The organism is Pseudomonas zeae (genome assembly GCF_014268485.2).
GTDB classification, from domain to species: domain Bacteria; phylum Pseudomonadota; class Gammaproteobacteria; order Pseudomonadales; family Pseudomonadaceae; genus Aquipseudomonas; species Aquipseudomonas neuropathica.
In genome coordinates, this window is record NZ_CP077090.1 from 3,911,126 (window position 1) to 3,930,408 (window position 19,283).

The following is a 19,283-nucleotide window of genomic DNA, read 5'->3' on the forward strand; positions in this document are numbered from 1 at the left end:
GGTGTGAATCGAGCGCCTTACTGAGGACGACCGATGGTGTTGCAGACGTTGGTGTTGTTGATGTTCAGGTTGTAACCGGTAGCGTTGGAAACGAAGGTCTCATACACCTTGGTTTTCCAGGCCGATGGCACGGTGACGAAACCGTGGTTTTTGATCGCCAGGTCGTTGTTGGTGGTGTTGTAGTGAGTGGTCAGGAACGCCTTGACGTCGTTGGCCACGGCTGCGTCCTTGTAGCACTGACCGACGATGAGGTTGGTATAGGCAGCCAGTTTGTAACCGATGGCCGGGTTAGCCACCACTGGCGACCAGCGGGTTGGGTCAGCGGCCAGTACGGCGGTCGATGGTGGAGTCACCGAGGCAAGGGCCAATGCGACGTTGGCGGAGGTTGGCTGTACGTTGTTGACGCGAGCAACCACGGCGTTGCTGGTAGCGTCTACGCCGTCCGGGCCGACATAACCGAGCGAACCGTCAACAGCGGCGACGGTTGGCGCAACGTCAGCGGTGCTGGCAACACCGACCCAGTTCGACGGCAGGGTCGAACCGACTGGACGCGCGTTGACGAACGTCGAGTTGGTGGTGAACTTGGTTGGGCAGACGGCGTTCAGGTGACGTGTGAGGATTTCCGAAGTACCGCTGGAACCGTTGCGGTAAACGATGCGGATCGGCGTAGCGTCAGTCGTGCCCAGCAGGCCGCCCCAAGTGGTCACGGTGCCCGAGAACGCGTCGCACAGTTGAGCGCTGGTCAGATTCAGAGCGGTCTGGCCGGATTTTTTGTAAGGGATGGCAACCGAAGTGGCAACCGAAGGCAGCTGGATCAGCGGACCGAACGAAGCACCGAACGCGGTGTTGTAAGTGCTGATCTCCGAAGCGCTGAGTACCGAGTCGCTACCGGCGAAGTGCACGGTACCGGTGGCGCCGAAGCCGGCTGGGTTGTTGGTCAGGAAAGCAGTCTTGCCACCACCGCTACCGATGCCGGCGTAGCTGAAGTTGGCTGGCAGGATGCTGTCGGCAGAACCTTTGTACAGAGCGGCTGGCAGAGTTGCACCACCACCGGTAACGGCCATGGCTTGAGCGGAGGCCAGGGCGGCGACGGTCAGGGAAGCTGCGATCAGAGTGCGCTTGAACATGAAGAATCTCCTTTTCAACTAGGTTTGGGAACACAGGTTTTCGGGTGACTTGCATGACACTGGGAGGACTCACCGGGGCCCTCGCTAGCGTTGGCCTTGGTTAAGTCGCACTGAGAAATTCGCAGCTTCCGGTGACAGATAAAGGAAAAAACCTCGGGAGCTGAGAGCTGTTTCCGAAGGGATTTTCTCGGGTGTTTGTCGGGTGTAGCGCAGCGTCTGGTTCGCGGGTTTGGCGGAATCGGGCTGGAGGCGTTGGCGGGTGGTTGCAGATGACAGAAAGGAGAACCCGAGGATGGTTCTTTTGAGGGTCGGGTGATGCTGAAGTCCTGGAAAAAAGATTGGATTTTTTGTTGCCCTGACTGGCCCCTTCGCGAGCAGGCTCGCTCCCACATTTGAAATGCGTTCCCCCTGTGGGAGCGAGCCTGCTCGCGAAGAGGCCCGATCAGACACCATCAAAAGCGGCTACTGGACCAGTTGGTTGATCTCAATGATCGGCAACAACACCGCCATCACAATCACCAGCACCACCCCGCCCATCACTACGATCATCAGCGGCTCCAGCAACGCGGTCATGCCCATTGCCCGGCGTTCGATATCACGGGACAACGTCTGCGCAGCGCGCTCAAGCATTGGTGGCAGCGATCCGGTTTTCTCACCGCTGGCGATCAGATGAATCAGCACTGGCGGGAATACATTCTCGACCCGTAATGCAGCGGCAAGGTTGACCCCTTCGCGCACCTTCGCCGTGGCCTCAGTGACACTCAAACTCAAGCGGTCGTTGGACAAGGTCTGCCGCGCCGCCTCCAGCGCACGCAAGAGCGGAACCCCGGCGCCGCCGAGAATCGCCAGCGTCGAGGCGAAACGTGCGGTGTTCAGGCCAAGGATAAAACGCCCGAATAACGGCAGTTTCAGCACCCGATGATGCCAACTCAAACGTGCCGCCGGATTGCGTAGATACAGGCGCCAGCTCCAAAACGCGCCCGCCATGATCCCTGCGCACAGCCAGCCCCAACTGCGGATGAAATCACTGGCGTTGAGCATCGCCAAGGTCAACCCCGGCAAATCCTGCCGCGCCTGGGAAAACGCACTGACCACCTGCGGCACCACATAACTGAGCAGGAAAATCACGATGCCGATCGACACCAGCCCGACCACACCGGGATAGATAAACGCGGTGAGAATCTTGCCGCGCAGGTTGTTGCGTTCTTCGATGTAGTCGGCCAGCCGCTCCATGACCTGCGCCAGATCACCGGACTCCTCACCCGCCGCAATCAACGCGCGATAGATCTCGGGAAAATCCCGTGGCCGCGCCGCCAGTGATTCCGCCAGACGCATGCCACTGCGCACATCCGCACGCACGGCGCTGAGGGTGTGGGCGATGTGTTTTTTCTCGGCCTGCTCGACCGTGGCACTCAGCGCTGCCTCCAATGGCAGACTCGCGCCCAACAGACTCGCCAATTGCCGCGTGGCCCAGGCCAGATCGTTGTCCGAGAGTTTGGCGCTGAACAACCCGCCCCCGCCGTGCTGGGCGACGTTGCTTTCCTTGTGCACCGACAACGCGGTCAAACCGCGCCCGCGTAATGTTGTGAACGCGGCAGCCTGGCTGTCCGCCTCAAGGTGTCCGGACTCAATCTTGCCGGTCGCGTCAGCGGCTTCAAAACGATAGCGATTCATCAGGCGTCCCGTGTCACACGGAGGATTTCTTCAGGCGCGGTGGCGCCGCTGCGGATCCAGCGCTCACCGTCCTCGCGCAGGCTGAACATCCCGGCCTTGGCGGCGGATGCGCGCAAGGCCTGCTCGCCTGCCCCTTGGTGGATCAGGGTACGGATGTCGTCGTCGATGCAGAACAATTCGTGGATGCCGGTGCGGCCGCTGTAGCCGGTTTGATTGCACGCCGGGCAACCGACCGGGCGCCAAGTGCCGAGGGCTGTAGGGTCTTCCTGTTTGCACTGATTGCACAGGCGCCGCACCAAGCGTTGCGCCAGTACGCCGAGCATCGACGAGGCCAGCAGAAACGGTTCGACGCCCATGTCAATCAAGCGGTTGACCGCCGACACCGCGTCGTTGGTGTGCAAGGTTGCCAGCACCAAATGCCCGGTCAGCGAAGCCTGCACGGCGATTTGTGCGGTTTCCAGATCGCGAATCTCGCCGATCATGATGATGTCCGGGTCCTGGCGCAGAATCGCCCGCAGTGCCAGGGCAAAGGTCATGTCGATCTTGGCGTTGACCTGAATCTGGCTGATGCCCGGCAAGTCGTATTCCACCGGATCTTCAACGGTAAGAATGTTGCTGGTGCTCGCATCGAGCCGGGCCAGTGCGGCGTAGAGGCTGGTGGTCTTGCCGCTGCCGGTCGGGCCGGTGACCAGCACGATGCCGTGGGGCTGGCGGATCAGGTGGTCGAGTTTGGCCAACACCTGCGCGTCCATGCCGAGGGTTTCCAGATGCAGGCGCCCGGCCTGTTTGTCGAGCAGACGCATCACCACCCTTTCGCCATGCCCGGTCGGCACCGTGGAAACACGAATATCGATCGGCCGCCCCGCCACGCGCAAGGCGATGCGACCGTCCTGCGGCAGGCGTTTTTCAGCGATGTCGAGCTGCGCCATGATCTTGATCCGCGACACCAATGCACCGTGCAACGCCTTGCGCGGCGAGACCACATCGCGCAGCGTGCCGTCGACGCGATAGCGCACCACCGAATGGGTTTCGAACGGTTCGATATGAATGTCACTAGCCTCGTCGCGCGCGGCCTGGGTGAGCAAGGCGTTGATCATGCGAATCACCGGCGCGCCGTCCTGGGTGTCGAGCAGGTCGGTGATTTCCGGCATGTCCTGCATCAGTCGATCAAGGTCGACTTCGTTTTCCGCCGCGCCCACCACCGCTGCCGCACTGCCGGTGTCGGCATAGGCAGCGGCGAGCAAGCCGTCGAGTTCGTCATCGCGTACCCGCTGAATCGTGGTCGCGCCGAATTGGCGCCGCGCCTCGCTGATCGACCAGCCCGGCGTTGACGGGCAAACGGTCAGCACGCCATCGCACAACAGAATCCGCTGCGCCTTGGCCCAGGCGTAAGGCAACGCACTCATTGGATAGGCACCGCTTTGATCGTCGCGCGAGGCCCTGAGGCGGGCATAACCGCCGGCACACCCTGCGCCGCCGTCGGCAACTGCGGCGCCTGCATGTCTGGCATCGCCCAGCTGCGCTCCGGCTGCAAACCACCTTGCGCGCGGCGCATGAAGTCATAGCGATTGAGGGTGATGCTGCGCCCCGCTTCGCTATCACGAATGATGTACGGACGCAGAAACACCATCAGGTTGGTCTTGGTAATCGCCCGGCGTTCGTTGCGAAACAGTGCGCCGATGCCCGGCAGGCTGCCCAGCCATGGCACCGCGTCGTTACTCTGGCTGTAGCCATCCTGCAGCAACCCGCCGAGCACCATGATCTGCCCGTCATCGAGCAGGATGCTGGTGTCGATCGCGCGTTTGTTAGTGACGATCCCCGCCGAATTGGCACTGGCCGAAGCCCGCTCATCAATGCTGCTGACTTCCTGATAGATGTCGAGCTTGACCGTGCCGCCCTCGGAAATCTGCGGGCGCACATTGAGCTTCAAACCCACTTCTTCACGGGTCACGGTCTGGAACGGGTTATTGCTGGTGCCGCCACCGCCAGTGACGTAACTGCCGCTGACAAACGGGATGGTCTGCCCCACAAAAATGCTTGCCGCTTCGTTGTCGAGGGTCAGCAGGTTCGGCGTCGACAGCACGTTGGTGCCACCCTTACTTTTCAAGGCCCGGGCCAGCACCTTCAGGTCGAGAATCTTGCCGATGCCGGGAATGTCGACGGTGCCGTTGACGTAGCCCAGGTTCAAGCCTTGCGGCAGCACATCGATGCTGGTCTTGCCGTTGACGTTGATCCCCGAACCACCCAGATTGGCCCCGCCGATCACGCCGTTGCCGCCGAGATTGCCGGTTTGCCATTGCACGCCGAACTCACTGGCATCGTCCTCGCCGACTTCGACGATCAGACTTTCGATCACCACTTGTGCGCGGCGTTGGTCGAGCAAGTCGATGACTTCACGCAGGTTGCGATACAACGGCTCCGGCGCGGAAATCAGCAAGGTGTTGGTGGTGGCGTCAGCCTGAATGGTCACGCCGCCGGCACTGAAGGCGACGTTCTGATCGCTGTTCTGCGTACCGCCGCTGCCGGTTGTGCTGCCACTGCTGCCCTGGGCGTAACTGCCGCCCGTGCTGCCGCTGCTGTTGGTGGTCGAGGTGCTGCCGCTACTTTGCGTGCCGCTCTGGCCATTCTGCCCAGCGCTGCCACCGGTGCTGCCGCCCATCGCGCTGAGCACCGAACGCGCACTGTCGCTGGTGCCGCTGTCACTCTCGCCGGTGAGCAAACCGCGCAAGGCCTGCGCCAGTTTTGCCGCTTGCGCGTTACGCAGATAAACCACATGCAAATTGCTCGGATTGCTCTGCGCGTTGTCGAGTTTGTAGATCAGGTTGCGCGCCAGTTCCGTGCGCTCCGGGCTGCCGGCGCGAATGATGATGGTGTTGGAACGCGGGTCACCAATCACGGCGATTTTCTGCGTCGGATCGTTGCCCGGCGCATCGAGCAAATCCGCCACCATCGGCGCAATGTCGGCAGCGATGCCGTTCTGGATCTGCACCACATCGGTGTCGATCGCGCTCGGCGAATCAATGCTCGCGATCAACTGCGCAACGCGGGTCAGGTTCTCGGCGTAATCGGTGATGACGATGGTGTTATTGCCCGGATAAGCGTTGATCGGATTGTTCGGCGAAACGATCGGCCGCAGCACCGGAATCAGGTTGACTGCGTTCTCGTATTGCAGACGAAACGTACGGGTGAGCATGCCGTTGCCCGCCGGTTTGTCAGCGCTGTAAATCGGCCCGCCAAGCAGCTTCGCATCAGCCTCCGGCACCACCTGCGCCACACCGCCAACATCGACCACACTGAAGCCCTGCATGCGCAACGCCGCCAGCAACATATCGTAAGCCTGCCGCGCCGGCACCTGACCCTCCGAGACCAGGGTCAACGTGCCCTTGACCCGAGGATCGACGAGAAACTGCTGCCCGGTGGATCGCGACAACGCGCGCACCACCGCTTGAATATCGGCGTCGACAAAATTCAGCGTCACCGGTTGATCACCCAAAGGATTGCTCGGCAAGGCAATGCCCGACGCCGCCGCACCGCTGCGCGCACTCTTGGTGATGTTGTGTAATTGCTTCGGCACGGGTCGCGCCTGAGCCTGCGCGCGCTCGCGATCGAGCACCGCGTCGCCGCTGCGCTGGGTGTTGGCCAGCGGCCGCCCGAGTTCACTGTCGACCAGCAACGGCGGCTGATTCTGTGGCGTGGTGGTGTTGCTGCACGCGCTCAACGCCATCAGCAGCATCGGCAACGCCAGACGTGCCGGTTTGGATCCTGACCCCTTCATGAAGCTTCCTTAGCGCCCAGCGCCTGATCCATGCGAACGGTGCCTGACAAAGTGCCGGCGGTGACTTCGGTCGAGGGGTTGTCTGCGCGTTGCAAACGGGCCTCGACCACTTGCAGAGAAAGTTGTGCCGGGTTGCTCAACAGCCAGTCGAGCACGGCGTCGGCCGGCGCCGCGTCGAAGGTCAACTGCCAGGCGCCCGCCTCCCCGGCTTGCAACTGATAGTGCCCGGCGAGGCCGCTGGCCTGCAGGGTCTGCTCCAGCGACTGCGCCACGCTTTGCCCGGTGGGACGCACGCTGACTTCGCGCAGCAATACTTCCAACGCTTCGGTCTGGGCGCGCAGCTTTGGCGTCTCGGCTTCCCAATAAGCGATTTTCTTCAGCGGTGGCTGGATCAGCGCAACCCACAACAGCAGGCCGATCAGCGCTACAGCCATGCCGGCAACCATGCGTTTTTCGCGCAGCGCCAACGGCTGCCAACGGGCCTGCACCTGAGCGTTAAAGCGTTGCCACTTGGCGCGATAGAGCGCGAGCGAGGCCTTATTCATCTTCTTCTGCTCCGCCGTTGTCATCGCTTTCACTTGAGGTGGCTTCAGTGGCCGGACGCAAGGTCCAGCCCTCGTCGTCTGCCGTCACGCTGATGCCGGCCTGGGCCAAGGTGCTTTGCCACTCCTGATCATTGCCGCCGCGACGGGCTTCACTCAGCAGACTCAGTTGCAAGACGCCATCGACAAACGCCAACCGCTCGACACTGCCGGCCATCGAAGGCATGCCGCTGCCGGCCTGCAACACCAGACGATTGAAGGTCTGCGCCGGATCATCCGCCGCGCCCTTCTGCCGCGCCGCCAATTGCTGGCGAGCCTGTTGCAACGGGTTGAGGATCACCGGCAACTCGGGGAACGCCTGCTTTACCCGCAGGTTCATCTGGGTTTTCAGTTGCTGGCCCTGCCCGGCTTCGCGGGCGGCATACAGGTTCAAACCGATCACCCAAATGGCCACGGCCAACGCTGACAAAGCTATCGCCCTGCCCCAGCCGCGATGCTCGGTTTTTTGCTGCTGGACTGCGCCATGCAGCCCCCAACCCGGAAGCGGCCCGGTCCAACGCTGCGCATCCGCCATCGGCAGTTCAGTACCCGGCGGCGGTTGCTCACCGATCCAATGCAAAGTGACGCCCGGCTCCCACACAACTCCGTCGAAACCGTCATCGAACAACGGCTGCACCCGCGCCGCTGGCGCGCTATCGCGCAACAACAAATGCCCGTCCTGCACGCAAGCAACGGTGCCCGGTAGCACCGGCAAACAGTACGGCGCTGGGTAGAGACCACGCAGGTTCAGCCCAGCGCTTTTCAGCAACTGGCCAAAGCGCAACAAGTGCTGCCGAGGCGCCCAGGCGATCTGCACTTGCCCGGCCTCATCCCGCGAACTGTGCGCGATGTGCATCTCACTGCTGTCGCCCAGCATCAAGGCCTGCGCCGCACACTGCACCGCCGCGACAATCTTGTTCGCAGGCAGCGGCGGTAAATCAAGACTCGCCAACAGACTGTCAGCCGGGTGCAGAAAACACACCAGCGGCGGCAGTTTCGACTGCTGACTCAAGTGGCTCAGACTGAGGCGTTCTTCCCGCGTGACCACGCCCTGACGATCCAACCAGGCGCAGTGCAATTGACTGTGCAGATCCAGTTCCGCCAAGGGCGGCAACGCCACCTTCAACTGGCTCATGCGCCCACCCGCGACCAGATCACCTGCGGCAAGCGGTCCTGGCTGCGATGCAACAACGCCTCAAGACTGACCCGACGCTGATCACGCCGCGCCTCACCGCGCAGGCGAAACCAGTCACTGGTGATGCCGACCTTGACGCTGGTCAGCTCCAGTTGCGGCATGCGCAGGCGATTAACGAAATCGCCACGGTTGATAAACCAGCGCCCGGCATCGCGCTCGGCGACCAGCGCATTGGCACGTTCCAGCGACAGCCCCGGCACATAAGCAGCTAAAACCGGCGCGGTGGCAGTGTTGCCATTGAGCCAGGTCGTCGCGGGGATCACCGTCAGGTACGGCGCCAGTTTGCCGATCAGCGCCTCATTCACGCCGTCGACACTGCGCAGATCATCAATGCTGCGCAGCATCGGCAACGTCGGATTTTGCGGTTTGCGTGAAGCGTTGGGCGAGGTGGCGCGACCACTGTCGAAACCACTTTTCGGCGCCTCGGCTATCTGCGGATTCAGCAGTCGTGGGTAGGACGCAATCACCCGCTGACTGATGCGCTGACTCAACCCGGCACTGACTCCGATCAACTCGCACAAACGCTGAAACGCCGCGACCTGCGCCTCATCAACCCGCTCGTTGGCCACCAGGTTGCGCAAGTTGAACTTGCCCTGTTCATCCTCCAGCCTCCCTTCAAAACCTTGCGCGGAGAGACGCTGCGCCCACGGCTGATCAAGCCGGGTCAACGGATCGCGCTGACGTGCGTCCCAGAGCAATTGACGGCTGATCTCCAACCCACCCTGCACCAGCCAACGGCCCTGCACACGCTGCTGATCCGCCTCCAGCGCACGGGTCGACACGCTCTGGCGCGTCAACATGCCCGCCGCAATCACCGCCACCACGGCCGCAATCAACAACGCGCTGATAATCGCCATGCCCTGTTGCTTCGCCCCCTCAGGCGAGCGGCTGTTCATGGCCGGCCTTACAACTGCCAGGAACCGATATCGGCATTCACGCCGTCGCCGTCCGGCTGACCGTCGGCACCGAGGGAAAAGATGTCGATCTCGCCATTCGCGCCGGGGTTGAGGTACTGATAAGGACGCCCCCACGGATCGTTCGGCAAACGCTCCAGGTACGAGCGCCAATTGCTGTTCTTCGCATCCGCCGGCCGCTCAACCAGGACTTTCAAACCCTGATTCATCGACGGATAAGTACCGTGATCAAGGCGATACAACTTCAACGCCTGCATCAACCCACCAATATCCTGCTTCGCCGCCGTCGCCCGCGCCTGATCAGGCCGGTCGAGCACTTTCGGCACCACCATCGCCGCGAGAATCCCCAGAATCACCACGACCACCATGATCTCGATCAGGGTAAAACCCTGCTGCCCACGCGGCGCGCGCATCGGTTGCTGACGCGATTTGAAAGGTGCGATATCCATCTCGACATTCCCTGGCTTGATTCGATTCGACGCGCAGTGTTGCAAGAAGATATGTCAGTGATGTTGAAAATCCTCGGGTGTTTTCGTCGTCAAGCCGTCAAGCACGCGGGTTAGCGTCGAGGACTGGGTTTTGGCTTTGGGCGGTTTATGCGTGCGCGTTCGCGGGAAGCGGGTTTCACGTTGATTGAGGTGCTGGTGGCGCTGGCGATTATTGCCGTGGCGATGTCAGCGGCTGTGCGGGTGGCGGGGTTGATGACGCAGAGCAGCGGGGTTTTAAGGGATCGGTCGGTGGCGCTGATTGCGGCGCAGAGTCGGATGGCGGAGTTGCGGTTGGAAGGCAGGTTGCCGATGGGCATGAAAGCGCTGGATTGTGATCAGGGGCGGTTGTTGTTGCGCTGCGAACAGGTAATCGCAGCGGCAGAGAATGGTCGATTGCTGAAGATCGGCATCCAAGTATTCGACCGCAACCAGGATGCGCCGCCGTTGGCCAGGCTGGAGACTTTGATGTCCCGAACGGAAAGCCCCTCACCCTAGCCCTCTCCCAGAGGTAGAGGGGACCGATTCGGGGAAATTCGAGAGCTACACCGACTTGAACGTCTTTCATTGAATCCACAATTGCCAAGCTCACAAAGCCAAATCGAATCCTTCCCCGAGGCCATAATCGCCAAGATCTTCCAGGTCGACGTACCCCGCAAGACACCTCGGTCGGCCCCCTCTCCCCCCGGGAGAGGGCTGGGGTGAGGGCCGCTTCTACTCGCAACCCCCAGAATCACCAAAGCCATAATCCCCAAGGTCCTTCACCAAAACCATAATCACCAAAATCTTTCAGGTCGACGTACCCCGCAAGACAACTCGGTCGGCCCCCTCTCCCTCCGGGAGAGGGCTGGGGTGAGGGCCGTTTCTACTCGCAACCCCCAGAATCACCAAAGCCATAATCCCCAAGGCCCTTTCACCAAAACCATAATCACCAAAATCTTCCAGGTCGACGTACCTCGCAAGACACCTCGGTCGGCCCCCTCTCCCTCCGGGAGAGGGCTGGGGTGAGGGCCGCTTCTAATCGCAAGCCCCAGAATCACCAAAGCCATAATCCCCAAGGCCCTTCACCAAAACCATAATCGCCAAAATCTTTCAGGTCGACGTACCCCGCAAGACAACTCGGTCGGCCCCCTCTCCCTCCGGGAGAGGGCTGGGGTGAGGGCCGCTTCTGCTCGCAAGCCCCCCAAAACCGGCAACAGACTGCCAACGTTCCAGGCGATGGCCTGAAGCAAAGCAACCAATCAATCAGCCCCATCCAAATCAACCAGCCCCACCACCGGAACCTGCCACGAAGGCTTTTTCCCACTCTGACCATCAAACACCCGGCGCGCCTCGCGAAAATCATCCACGTGCTGCACAACCCAAGTCCAAATCGGCGACATGCGAACCAACAACTCCATCCCCAACGCCGTCAGCTCGTACTCGACATGGGGCGGCACTTGATCCAACTCCCGCCGTATCAGCAGACCATCGCGTTCCAGTGCACGCAACGTCTTGGTCAACATGCGCTGAGTCACGCCCGTCATTTGCCGTTTGATCTCGGCATGACGCATCGTGCCGTACACACCCAGGGCATGCAGGATACCCAGTGACCAGCGGCTACCGGCGTGAGCCAGGACTTCGCGCCGCACGCCATCATCGTCTCGTCTTAGCGTCTGGCAGATCGCTTCTGCCTGGCTAAGGGTTTCCTCATCGGTCATGTGTCCCCCTGGTATCACGCGTGTGCCTTCTTCTGAGCGCTGCGCAATCGTGCCAGCATCGCCAAATCATACAGACGACGGATCTCAGGAGACATCATGACCGAAGCGACCCACCCTTCCCCACAATCCATTCTCGTACTCGGCGCCGGCGAACTCGGCCTGCCGGTGCTGCGCAATCTTGCGCGGGTAGCCAAGCGCTCGCCCGGCAGTTCCATCAGCGTCCTGCTCAGGGATTCGACCATCAACACACAAGCCCCCGAGAAAAAGCGGGAAATCGATGAGCTGCGCAGTCTAGGCATCCAGATGGTCGCTGCAGACCTGGTTAACGATTCCATCGATCAACTGGCCGAAGTGTTCGCAGCATTCGACACCGTCATAGGCTGCGCAGGCATGGTCGCGGGCCGCGAAACACCGATGAAACTGGCGACAGCAGCGCTCAGGTCCGGCGTGAAGCGCTACTTCCCCTGGCAGTTTGGCGTCGATTTCGAAGTGATTGGCCGGGGCAGCCCGCAGGACTTGTTCGATGCACAACTCGACGTGCGCGAGTTGCTCCGCGCTCAGGACAAAACCGAATGGGTGATCATCTCGACCGGCATGTTCACCAGTTTTCTGTTCGAGCCGGTATTTGAGGTCGTCGATTTCGAGAACGACACCGTCAACGCCTTAGGCAGCCTGGAAACCAGCGTGACGCTCACGACGCCGGAGGACATCGGTCAGCTGACAGCGGATATCGTTTTCTTCGAACCGCGCTTTCGCAATGAGATCGTCTACCTGTCTGGCGACACGGTGACGTATGGGCAGGTGGCGAGCCTGCTTGAACGTGTGCTGGGGCGGCCGTTCAAGCGTAACGTCTGGACGGTTCCTCACCTGATGCAGGAACTGGAAAAAGACCCCACTCACCACATCAAAAAATACCGCGCCGTATTTGCCCAAGGCAGAGGCGTGTCGTGGCCTAAAGCGGGGACTTTCAACGAACAGCAGTCGATTCAGGTCACAACGGCTGAACAGTGGGCTCGAGACAACCTGGCAGTCGATTGACGCTAGCAAGCACCCCGCCACTCACAGTTACAGAAACGCGTACATCGTCTCGACATTTATCGCGGCTGAAGAGCCAGCGCACTCCCACCTTGAAACACACTTAAAGGTGGGAGCGAGCCTGCTCGCGAAGGCGCCAGAATGAACACCTGATCAGTCACCAGATGATCCCGACACCCGCATCACTCCGGCAATTGCAAATTATCCAACGCCCGATTCACAGCCAACTCCCCGAGCATGATCAACTGCGCAATCCCCGCCAGCGCATGGCGCTGCGATGCCGGCAACAGGCTGGAGACGTTCTGGGCGATGGTTTTGGCCGAAGCGAGTGTTGCACTGGCATCGACCAGCAGTTCTTCGGTTTTGTTGTCCGCCGTCACGGCGTACATCCCACGGTTTTTACGTGGAGGCGGCGTGGAACCGGGTGGACAGAGGTAATGGTCGAGCGCGCGGTCGGCGGCTTCGTGGAGTTTTTTGGAATCGATGGATTCGTAGGGGGAAACCGAGGCGGTTTCGGGCGGGTTGGGTGTTGGTTTGATCATGGTGAAGCTCCATATTTATACCTGGTGGAACCACCAACACCTGTCGCTAAACAAGTAAGGGTGGCAGCTGTACGCGGGTTAGCGAACCGAGAGGTATAAGACCCGGCAGACCCGAAGGTCTCCCACGCACAGCCACCATATCGTCGTCGCGAACGTCTGCGACAAACTGGAGCGTCGTTGTACTTATACCTGGTCAGGTCGCTAAACCCGGTCGCTGGGTTGCCAGCGACACGTAGACGATAAAGACCAGGTACAAAGTGCACAAGCCGGCGGATTCTGGCGTAGCTGTAGGCAAAGGCGCAAGGGTGTGTAGCCTGAGAGAGTGTCTGGAGATGTCTTTTTAAACGTTGGTGTTTATCGGGCCACTCATTGCGTCTCGGATCCCACGACAGACTTGTCCCCTCGCCCCAACAGACGAAAGAAAATAGCCGAGATTGCCAGTCATAACTGACAATCTCGGCCATATAAGTAGTGCTATTTCTTCCAGCACATATCGACGTCACTCTGAGTACTCAGGTCTGTATCGATGCCCAATCGGTACCAGCAGTAATCAATAATCCACCCCCGCTCCTCCGCCGTCAGCCGCTCTACCTTCCTGATCTCTCCATCATTGGCGTGGATGTTGTAGAACCTCATCTGAATCGTGGGATGCCTCTTGATGAAGACAATCGTCTCGATGTCGCCATCCTCAACGGCGTTGTAGTAGACGACGTAGAGCATGGTCGCCACAACGAGGATTGCCGCGATTGAAAGCTTTTTCATTGTGGCACCGAAGGGGTGGAGGCAGACGGATTTTGGCTTTCTTGTATCTGACCAGCTCAGCCCTTTGGTTCGCAGGAGCTGGCTGTACCAACGTAATGAGCTAAGTGAATGGCCATGTGCTACTTTTTCAAAGCTTCTCATCCCCGTTCATTACAGGAGTACGTATGTTTACTGACATCAAGCCAGGTCCAAAGCCAAAGCGTGAAGACGGCAAGGAAGATCGCAGACGGCATGTGAATCCACCCAACGATAAGAAGCACCCGACTTTGCCAATCCACAAGCATAAGCCTGGAGACTAGCTGCAGGTTGCAGCCTCAGTTATTGAAATTGGCCTTGGGACGGATTCCTTCTCAAAAATCGAATCCGTCCGCGTAGAGCCTCGTTTAATTGGTTGGACAGTTGAAGGCATCGAGTCCAAAGCCTAAAGGGCTGTGCTCAACACGCAAAGCGATGATTGAGTAAAAAGGAAGATCGCATGGACGAAGCGGCAAGATTTGCATTTTACGAAAAGATTTATTTTTACGAGCTGGAACGCAAAGAAAAGCTGATTTCGAGGCTCAACCTCCCCTTGGCCATCCTAGGCGTATTGCTCTCATTTCTATCTTATATGCTGAGTAAAGCGCCCGGCTCAGAGGACGGCTTTGCCGGTGTCTGGTTTTGGATTTTGTATTTGTCCGCTGTCTTCTGTCTGCTTTGCGGAGCTTATTACTTCCGCTCATCTTGGCAACTGCGTGATTTCGACAGGGGCCTCCCAACCCTGACTGAGCTGGAGAAGTATCGTGCCGAAACAACCACTCATTTCGCAGTACATGGCGAAAATGAAGATGACGCAGAAACCTACTTCAAGACAATAATCTTGAGCTACTACATCGAAGGTGCAACCGTTAACACGGTGAATAACGATAAACGTGGTTCAAAACTCGTGTCCTTAGCAAATTCCGTAACGCTCACTATGATTTTTTCGGTGTTGTCCTTTGTTCCGTTTTATACCCATCAGCAGGAGCTGAACCAGCATGAGCAATCAAAAGCCTCCACCACCTCCACCACCTCCAATGCGCTTCGTTAAGGATCACGGGATAAACCTCCCGAAATCTCCGCCACCTCCGCCGCCCTCAAAGAAAGAGTGACGGCTATGGGCCCCGACTCGAGTTCGTTTCGACTAGGGGCCTATTCAATAGAAACTTAATAAAAAAGATGTATTCCAAAAAACAAATCAACCCCCATATTTTTCTCATAAGGAAGCTGACTTATTTTTTACAAATAAATTAGTTTACTTTTCTGGGATTCCATCTTCATCACCAAAGGATCTGACTTACTAAATAAAGAGTCTTCATCTTTATTTATTGAGTTTGTGTAGGCAAATATTTTACAGTGACCAAAATTCTCATTCAGCCTTTTTTTGTATCTTTGGAATTTTTCGGTTCGAGATATTTCATGAAATGAAGATTTACTGAGACTACCTAAAACAAAAACATCACTGAGCGGAAGCCCCTTAGCATTATTAGCCCAAGCACTTATCAATAGGTCGCCCTGGAAATTTATCCCATAAGAGGATTGCATTAAATCGCACGGATTAGTTAGCGGCCAGTCAGTTTCGATTAATGCTTTGAGTGCACACTGGAGCCGAATATTAGTTTTTTTCGACGTATTGAGCCGCGTGTAGTTTTGTATCGCTTGAGTTAACTCTGACTGTGTTACTTCATTACCGTCTAGATACCCTATACCCCTACCTACGGGAAATGTTCTCATAAGCAGAAGCTCGGAGATATTTGAACTACAGAGAGAGTTGTAGATAGCCTCAGCAGCCAACGAACTAATATTTCCTTTATGAATTGGAAGCTGGGCTTTAGTCCGCACTCCAAGCTTCGCAAACTTCTCCGCAATTCTCAAGTTTGAATTATTGTAACCTTTAGGTCTGCACTGCTTGAGTTCGAGATCAGGCTCATCATAGGTAAACTCATATTCACCTATGAAATCTGAAATCTCTAAGATGCTATGCGCTTTCGAAATAATGCCTGTTGACGTAACGGAGATCGAATTTTTACCAAACATCTTAGAAGCAGCTTTGATTATTAGTATATTTTCATGACATGCCAAAGGTTCACCTCCGGCAAAATCGATTTTGAGATTTAGCCCCTTAAGATTGCTTAAGACTGCCATTTTCTCTTCAAGGGTTGGTTCGAGCCCCCTAAGTTGACGATCAATAAGAGCGAGATCGTATTTATTACAATAAACTCCTGGGTATTTCTCCTTAAAAAAACCATTCAAATCTCTGGAGACAGTTTTCGATGTAGACAACCCATTTTCTCTCAGAATTATCGAACTTGCCATGGAGGAAACATGCGCTGCATCAGTACAGCAAAACTCACAATCCCAAGGACAGACAAGAGTAATGTTCCAAATGAAGTCAAATTTCTGCATTTTTATAGTGCACGCTAATATCTGCTAAAAATTTCTTTTGGTTAACTCTCAATATTTGCAGTATATCGGAATTATGCTCCATCGTCAGAGGGTCTTCCTCTAGCTGATTTAAGGTTTTCCAAGAGTAATTTCGGTTACCGCTAGTGAAGTCACCCATAGGTAGCTGACGGCCTAATGTCACATGAAAAAAATCAAAGTGATACTCTTTCACAACCTTCTGGGGCGGATCATACTTTTCTGATGGCCATTCAAGCTTCTGAAGAAGATTGATTCTTAGTTTTTCATCAGACTTCAAACCCAACTTGTCTTTTATTTTTATAATTAGATCGTCTTTTTGATTGTTTCGATATTGGCTAGCGATTTCATGCTTCACGTAGGGAAGAAAAAAACAGTCCCATGTGGCTTTGTTCTCCACTAGCAAGTGAATATCGCCATTAAATATTCCTTTTATAATGAATAGAGAAGTCCTATCAGGCTTATTCAATATCTCGCTATATAGAGCGACCTTTAACGCCTCCCTAGGGTTTGGTGTGATTAAGGAGTTGAAAACGGCTTTAATTGTCCAGAGTAATGTTCCTATAACAAGCAGCCATAGAGCTGTGTCGGCTTGTGGTGGGACTGGTATCGGCCGACTGATGCCAGTAAAGCTTATCTGCTCTTGAAAATTAGTAGTTGTGACTGCCACTAGAAGCGTAATAAATAAAGACAGCGGCAACTGCCAAGAGCCAATAGTGGTTTGCGCAGTTGTAAACTTCTCAATATGCTTATCCAAAGTATCTTTATGAATCATTAGCTTTTGGCATTCTATTGGAGGCCCAACATCTTCGCACTTGCAAATTTTCTTCATAATTACCTTGAGTTTCATACCGCTTCCTTTTTCATTAAATATTTTGCTTTTTCGCTTTTTTTGCTCACGTTACTCATCAACTATTATGGCTATGTCGCTCGGCCATGCGACATGAATTTTGGCATTTTTTCCAGACGCTGTGCGAAATCCCTTGAAAACTCACAGTGGGCTTGGGGGATCTGCGTTTCGGTAGAGTTCGCAGCCATTGAAGGATAGGGACCCATCGATGGCAAAGCGTTATGAACTCTCCGATGCGGTCAGGAATTTAGTCGCTAATCTCTTTGTAGAAAGTCATAGAAACGGCCTGCCTCGCGTAGACGATCGGCTAATGCTCAATGGCGTGCTCCGGGTGTTTTGCTCGAAAACCGCTTGGCGCAATATGCGCTAGCACATCGGCCCTTGGTCAAAGGTCTATCAGCGGTTTCGAGACTGGAGCAATCGAAGAGCACTCAATCTTATGATAAAGCGGCTTTTACGATATGAGGCTTACATTCCGAACGTTCGCGGTCGTCCCCGCAAACGCTGCCGATGGTTGTTGCCCGACAAGAGTTATGACGCCGAAGCTTTGTGTCGATACTGCGACCGCTACCGAATGCAACCGGTCATCCCGCTGCGCAGCATAAAGCGCAAACCCAAGCCGGGTTTACCGAGACTGTTTGACCTCCCCAAATACCGGCAGCGAAACACCATGATGCGTATGTTTTGCTGGTTGAAGGAGAACCGCCGCATCGTTACGCGCTTCGACAAGCTCGCGAAAATTTATGCGGCGATGGTCTCAGGGCTTATGCCATGCGGAGTTTACGACATTACCTTTTCGTAAAAAGCGTAGCGCTGTAGATGGTTGCAATTGAACAGCGACTCGATCAGTTGCAGCGACTGGTATCAATCGCACACTACTCACACATTCGGCATGCCGTTTTCTGCGATTTTTTGTACAACTCAAATATTTCAACAAGTTAGCAGCGTCCCTGCCTCATATTGGTCTCGATATCAATCTCGACAAGACACAAAAAAAAAGCGCAAAACTTGAACAGATGGCACATCTAGCCTTGAATACAATCGACAACCAAGTATATCAACGTGCATTACAAGTACTTCACAAAGGATGCAAAAAAACATGAAATCGCGTTCACAGAGCATGTTGGAAAAATCTATATCTGCGATGCTTTCAGCCATGGAGATCTACAACAAGCCAGACTTTAAATACCGAGAGGAAAGCTTTTCTGTGTTGTGCATAAACGCGTGGGAATTACTATTCAAAGCAAAAATCCTGAACCTATCAAGTAACAAAGCAGCCTCATTATACGCAATGGAGCATCGCATTCTAAGGAACGGTGAAAAATCCAAATTCCCCAGACCAAAAACCAATCGATCCGGAAACCCGATGTCTATTAGCATGTTTGAAGCATTTCGAATAATTACCGAAGAGTTCGGCAGCAAGATAGAAAGAGCAGTGATCGACAACATCACTGCATTAAGCGAAATCAGAGACAACTCTATTCACTTCATCAATGACGACCTAATGCTGAGCCAAAAAATACAAGAACTTGGTACTGCTTCGTTGCAAAACTACGCTAATATTGTCAAAAGCTGGCATGGAAACATCCTGTTGCGATATAATTTTTACTTGATGCCAATTTCTTTTTTTAGAAGATTTGACGAAGCACCGGGAATAACACTTAACCCGAAAGAAAAGAAAATTCTGGACTACATAGGCCAAGTAGAAAAAATTTACGACAGCAATGACATTGGCACCTACAACCTAACATTACGAATCGACATAAAATTACAAAAAGTAAAAAGCGACGACGGTTTACCCATTCAATACTCTACAGACAGCAACGCAACGAAAATAATAATCACCGAACTCGAAATATCCGAAAAATACCCATGGGATTATAAAAATCTAACCACCCGACTAAAACGTCGCTTCAAGAACTTTAAGCAAAACAATAACTATCATGCTATTCGCAAACCATTAGAAGAAGATGACAAATTCGCACACAAGCGCTACCTCACTCCAGGCAGCACAACCGGAACCCCAAAAATATTTTACAATCCAAACATTCTCAAAGAATTCGATTCACATTATGAGAAATTCTAAAACCCAGAGTTTGGTACGCGCGTTTTTTTGCCAAATACGTTCAAAGCAACGAATGTATTTGGCACTACGCTTTCAACGCGAATAAAACAATTATCGCAACGGACTTCCAGTCATGCACGGA

General features: G+C 55.6%; 17 protein-coding genes and 2 pseudogenes. 6 read left to right on the plus strand and 13 right to left on the minus strand.

The features are described from left to right. Nucleotides 1–17: 17 nt before the first annotated feature. From HU754_RS17105 to gspG, 8 genes are all read right to left on the minus strand, one after another. Complete coding sequence (locus HU754_RS17105) at nucleotides 18–1,127, minus strand: substrate-binding domain-containing protein (RefSeq protein WP_186624154.1); 1,110 nt, start codon at nucleotides 1,125–1,127, stop codon at nucleotides 18–20. A 462-nt stretch (nucleotides 1,128–1,589) separates the two neighbouring features. Then, nucleotides 1,590–2,801, minus strand: coding sequence for a type II secretion system inner membrane protein GspF (gene gspF / locus HU754_RS17110; RefSeq protein ID WP_016985711.1), 1,212 nt, complete (start codon nucleotides 2,799–2,801; stop codon nucleotides 1,590–1,592). Next, nucleotides 2,801–4,207 (minus strand): type II secretion system ATPase GspE, encoded by a 1,407-nt coding sequence (gspE, locus tag HU754_RS17115; RefSeq protein ID WP_186624153.1) that lies wholly within the window; start codon nucleotides 4,205–4,207, stop codon nucleotides 2,801–2,803. The genes gspF and gspE overlap by 1 nt, the downstream gene beginning before the upstream one ends. Continuing rightward, nucleotides 4,204–6,576: a type II secretion system secretin GspD gene (gene gspD, locus HU754_RS17120; RefSeq protein WP_186624152.1), complete on the minus strand. Its 2,373-nt coding sequence runs from the start codon at nucleotides 6,574–6,576 to the stop codon at nucleotides 4,204–4,206. Before gspD ends, gspE begins: the two co-directional genes overlap by 4 nt. Continuing rightward, complete coding sequence (gene gspM / locus HU754_RS17125) at nucleotides 6,573–7,121, minus strand: type II secretion system protein GspM (RefSeq protein WP_186624151.1); 549 nt, start codon at nucleotides 7,119–7,121, stop codon at nucleotides 6,573–6,575. The genes gspD and gspM overlap by 4 nt, the downstream gene beginning before the upstream one ends. Then, nucleotides 7,114–8,292: a type II secretion system protein GspL gene (gene gspL, locus HU754_RS17130; protein ID WP_186624150.1), complete on the minus strand. Its 1,179-nt coding sequence runs from the start codon at nucleotides 8,290–8,292 to the stop codon at nucleotides 7,114–7,116. Before gspL ends, gspM begins: the two co-directional genes overlap by 8 nt. Then, nucleotides 8,289–9,248 (minus strand): type II secretion system minor pseudopilin GspK, encoded by a 960-nt coding sequence (gene gspK / locus HU754_RS17135; RefSeq protein WP_186624149.1) that lies wholly within the window; start codon nucleotides 9,246–9,248, stop codon nucleotides 8,289–8,291. The genes gspL and gspK overlap by 4 nt, the downstream gene beginning before the upstream one ends. Nucleotides 9,249–9,256: 8 nt before the next feature. Then, on the minus strand, nucleotides 9,257–9,715 hold the full coding sequence (gene gspG, locus HU754_RS17140; RefSeq protein ID WP_016985716.1) for a type II secretion system major pseudopilin GspG: 459 nt from the start codon (nucleotides 9,713–9,715) through the stop codon (nucleotides 9,257–9,259). A 147-nt stretch (nucleotides 9,716–9,862) separates the two neighbouring features. Between gspG and gspI the strand changes: the two genes are divergently transcribed. Continuing rightward, nucleotides 9,863–10,249, plus strand: a complete 387-nt coding sequence (gene gspI / locus HU754_RS17145; protein ID WP_186624148.1) for a type II secretion system minor pseudopilin GspI — start codon at nucleotides 9,863–9,865, stop codon at nucleotides 10,247–10,249. Between the two features lie 743 nt (nucleotides 10,250–10,992). Here the strand turns inward: gspI and HU754_RS17150 are convergent. Further along, entirely contained in the window at nucleotides 10,993–11,451 is a 459-nt protein-coding gene (locus HU754_RS17150; protein ID WP_186625676.1) for a winged helix-turn-helix transcriptional regulator, read from the minus strand. Nucleotides 11,452–11,547: 96 nt separating this feature from the next. Here HU754_RS17150 and HU754_RS17155 point away from each other — a divergent pair, with 96 nt between their 5' ends. Next, nucleotides 11,548–12,489, plus strand: a complete 942-nt coding sequence (locus tag HU754_RS17155; protein ID WP_186625672.1) for an aromatic alcohol reductase — start codon at nucleotides 11,548–11,550, stop codon at nucleotides 12,487–12,489. 179 nt (nucleotides 12,490–12,668) lie between these two features. Here HU754_RS17155 and HU754_RS17160 read toward each other — a convergent pair whose 3' ends face one another. Both HU754_RS17160 and HU754_RS17165 read right to left on the minus strand, forming a co-directional pair. After that, nucleotides 12,669–13,028, minus strand: a complete 360-nt coding sequence (locus HU754_RS17160) for a DUF6124 family protein (RefSeq protein ID WP_008087957.1) — start codon at nucleotides 13,026–13,028, stop codon at nucleotides 12,669–12,671. Between the two features lie 474 nt (nucleotides 13,029–13,502). Further along, nucleotides 13,503–13,790 carry a hypothetical protein gene (locus HU754_RS17165; protein WP_186625670.1) on the minus strand — a complete coding sequence of 96 codons (288 nt, stop codon included), beginning with the start codon at nucleotides 13,788–13,790 and terminating at the stop codon, nucleotides 13,503–13,505. Nucleotides 13,791–14,265: 475 nt separating this feature from the next. Here HU754_RS17165 and HU754_RS17170 point away from each other — a divergent pair, with 475 nt between their 5' ends. Further along, on the plus strand, nucleotides 14,266–14,856 hold the full coding sequence (locus HU754_RS17170) for a hypothetical protein (protein ID WP_225919917.1): 591 nt from the start codon (nucleotides 14,266–14,268) through the stop codon (nucleotides 14,854–14,856). A gap of 188 nt (nucleotides 14,857–15,044) precedes the next feature. On the opposite strand, the gene HU754_RS17175 is transcribed toward HU754_RS17170, so the two are convergent. Both HU754_RS17175 and HU754_RS17180 read right to left on the minus strand, forming a co-directional pair. Then, nucleotides 15,045–16,211: a hypothetical protein gene (locus tag HU754_RS17175; RefSeq protein WP_186625668.1), complete on the minus strand. Its 1,167-nt coding sequence runs from the start codon at nucleotides 16,209–16,211 to the stop codon at nucleotides 15,045–15,047. Next, nucleotides 16,198–17,076 (minus strand): hypothetical protein, encoded by an 879-nt coding sequence (locus tag HU754_RS17180; protein ID WP_186625666.1) that lies wholly within the window; start codon nucleotides 17,074–17,076, stop codon nucleotides 16,198–16,200. The genes HU754_RS17175 and HU754_RS17180 overlap by 14 nt, the downstream gene beginning before the upstream one ends. A 208-nt stretch (nucleotides 17,077–17,284) precedes the next feature. Between HU754_RS17180 and HU754_RS29795 the strand changes: the two are divergent. The 3 genes and pseudogenes from HU754_RS29795 to HU754_RS17190 all read left to right on the plus strand — a co-directional run. Next, nucleotides 17,285–17,443, plus strand: a pseudogene (locus HU754_RS29795) (transposase); the annotation flags it as partial. A gap of 105 nt (nucleotides 17,444–17,548) precedes the next feature. Then, nucleotides 17,549–17,895 (plus strand): annotated as a pseudogene (locus tag HU754_RS29800) (transposase family protein); the annotation flags it as partial. A gap of 280 nt (nucleotides 17,896–18,175) precedes the next feature. Beyond that, nucleotides 18,176–19,162, plus strand: coding sequence for a DUF3644 domain-containing protein (locus HU754_RS17190; protein ID WP_225919918.1), 987 nt, complete (start codon nucleotides 18,176–18,178; stop codon nucleotides 19,160–19,162). Nucleotides 19,163–19,283 lie beyond the last annotated feature (121 nt).

Bases quoted from the DNA above. Each gene is read 5' to 3' on its own strand.
- gspL (WP_186624150.1), bottom strand. From the start codon at position 8,292: ATGAGCCAGTTGAAGGTGGCGTTGCCGCCCTTGGCGGAACTGGATCTG.
- gspI (WP_186624148.1), top strand. From the start codon at position 9,863: ATGCGTGCGCGTTCGCGGGAAGCGGGTTTCACGTTGATTGAGGTGCTG.
- HU754_RS17170 (WP_225919917.1), top strand. From the start codon at position 14,266: ATGGACGAAGCGGCAAGATTTGCATTTTACGAAAAGATTTATTTTTAC.
- HU754_RS17190 (WP_225919918.1), top strand. From the start codon at position 18,176: ATGAAATCGCGTTCACAGAGCATGTTGGAAAAATCTATATCTGCGATG.
- HU754_RS17180 (WP_186625666.1), bottom strand. From the start codon at position 17,076: ATGAAACTCAAGGTAATTATGAAGAAAATTTGCAAGTGCGAAGATGTT.
- HU754_RS17165 (WP_186625670.1), bottom strand. From the start codon at position 13,790: ATGAAAAAGCTTTCAATCGCGGCAATCCTCGTTGTGGCGACCATGCTC.
- HU754_RS17160 (WP_008087957.1), bottom strand. From the start codon at position 13,028: ATGATCAAACCAACACCCAACCCGCCCGAAACCGCCTCGGTTTCCCCC.
- gspE (WP_186624153.1), bottom strand. From the start codon at position 4,207: ATGAGTGCGTTGCCTTACGCCTGGGCCAAGGCGCAGCGGATTCTGTTG.
- gspF (WP_016985711.1), bottom strand. From the start codon at position 2,801: ATGAATCGCTATCGTTTTGAAGCCGCTGACGCGACCGGCAAGATTGAG.
- HU754_RS17175 (WP_186625668.1), bottom strand. From the start codon at position 16,211: ATGCAGAAATTTGACTTCATTTGGAACATTACTCTTGTCTGTCCTTGG.
- gspG (WP_016985716.1), bottom strand. From the start codon at position 9,715: ATGGATATCGCACCTTTCAAATCGCGTCAGCAACCGATGCGCGCGCCG.
- gspM (WP_186624151.1), bottom strand. From the start codon at position 7,121: ATGAATAAGGCCTCGCTCGCGCTCTATCGCGCCAAGTGGCAACGCTTT.
- HU754_RS17150 (WP_186625676.1), bottom strand. From the start codon at position 11,451: ATGACCGATGAGGAAACCCTTAGCCAGGCAGAAGCGATCTGCCAGACG.
- gspK (WP_186624149.1), bottom strand. From the start codon at position 9,248: ATGAACAGCCGCTCGCCTGAGGGGGCGAAGCAACAGGGCATGGCGATT.
- HU754_RS17155 (WP_186625672.1), top strand. From the start codon at position 11,548: ATGACCGAAGCGACCCACCCTTCCCCACAATCCATTCTCGTACTCGGC.
- HU754_RS17105 (WP_186624154.1), bottom strand. From the start codon at position 1,127: ATGTTCAAGCGCACTCTGATCGCAGCTTCCCTGACCGTCGCCGCCCTG.
- gspD (WP_186624152.1), bottom strand. From the start codon at position 6,576: ATGAAGGGGTCAGGATCCAAACCGGCACGTCTGGCGTTGCCGATGCTG.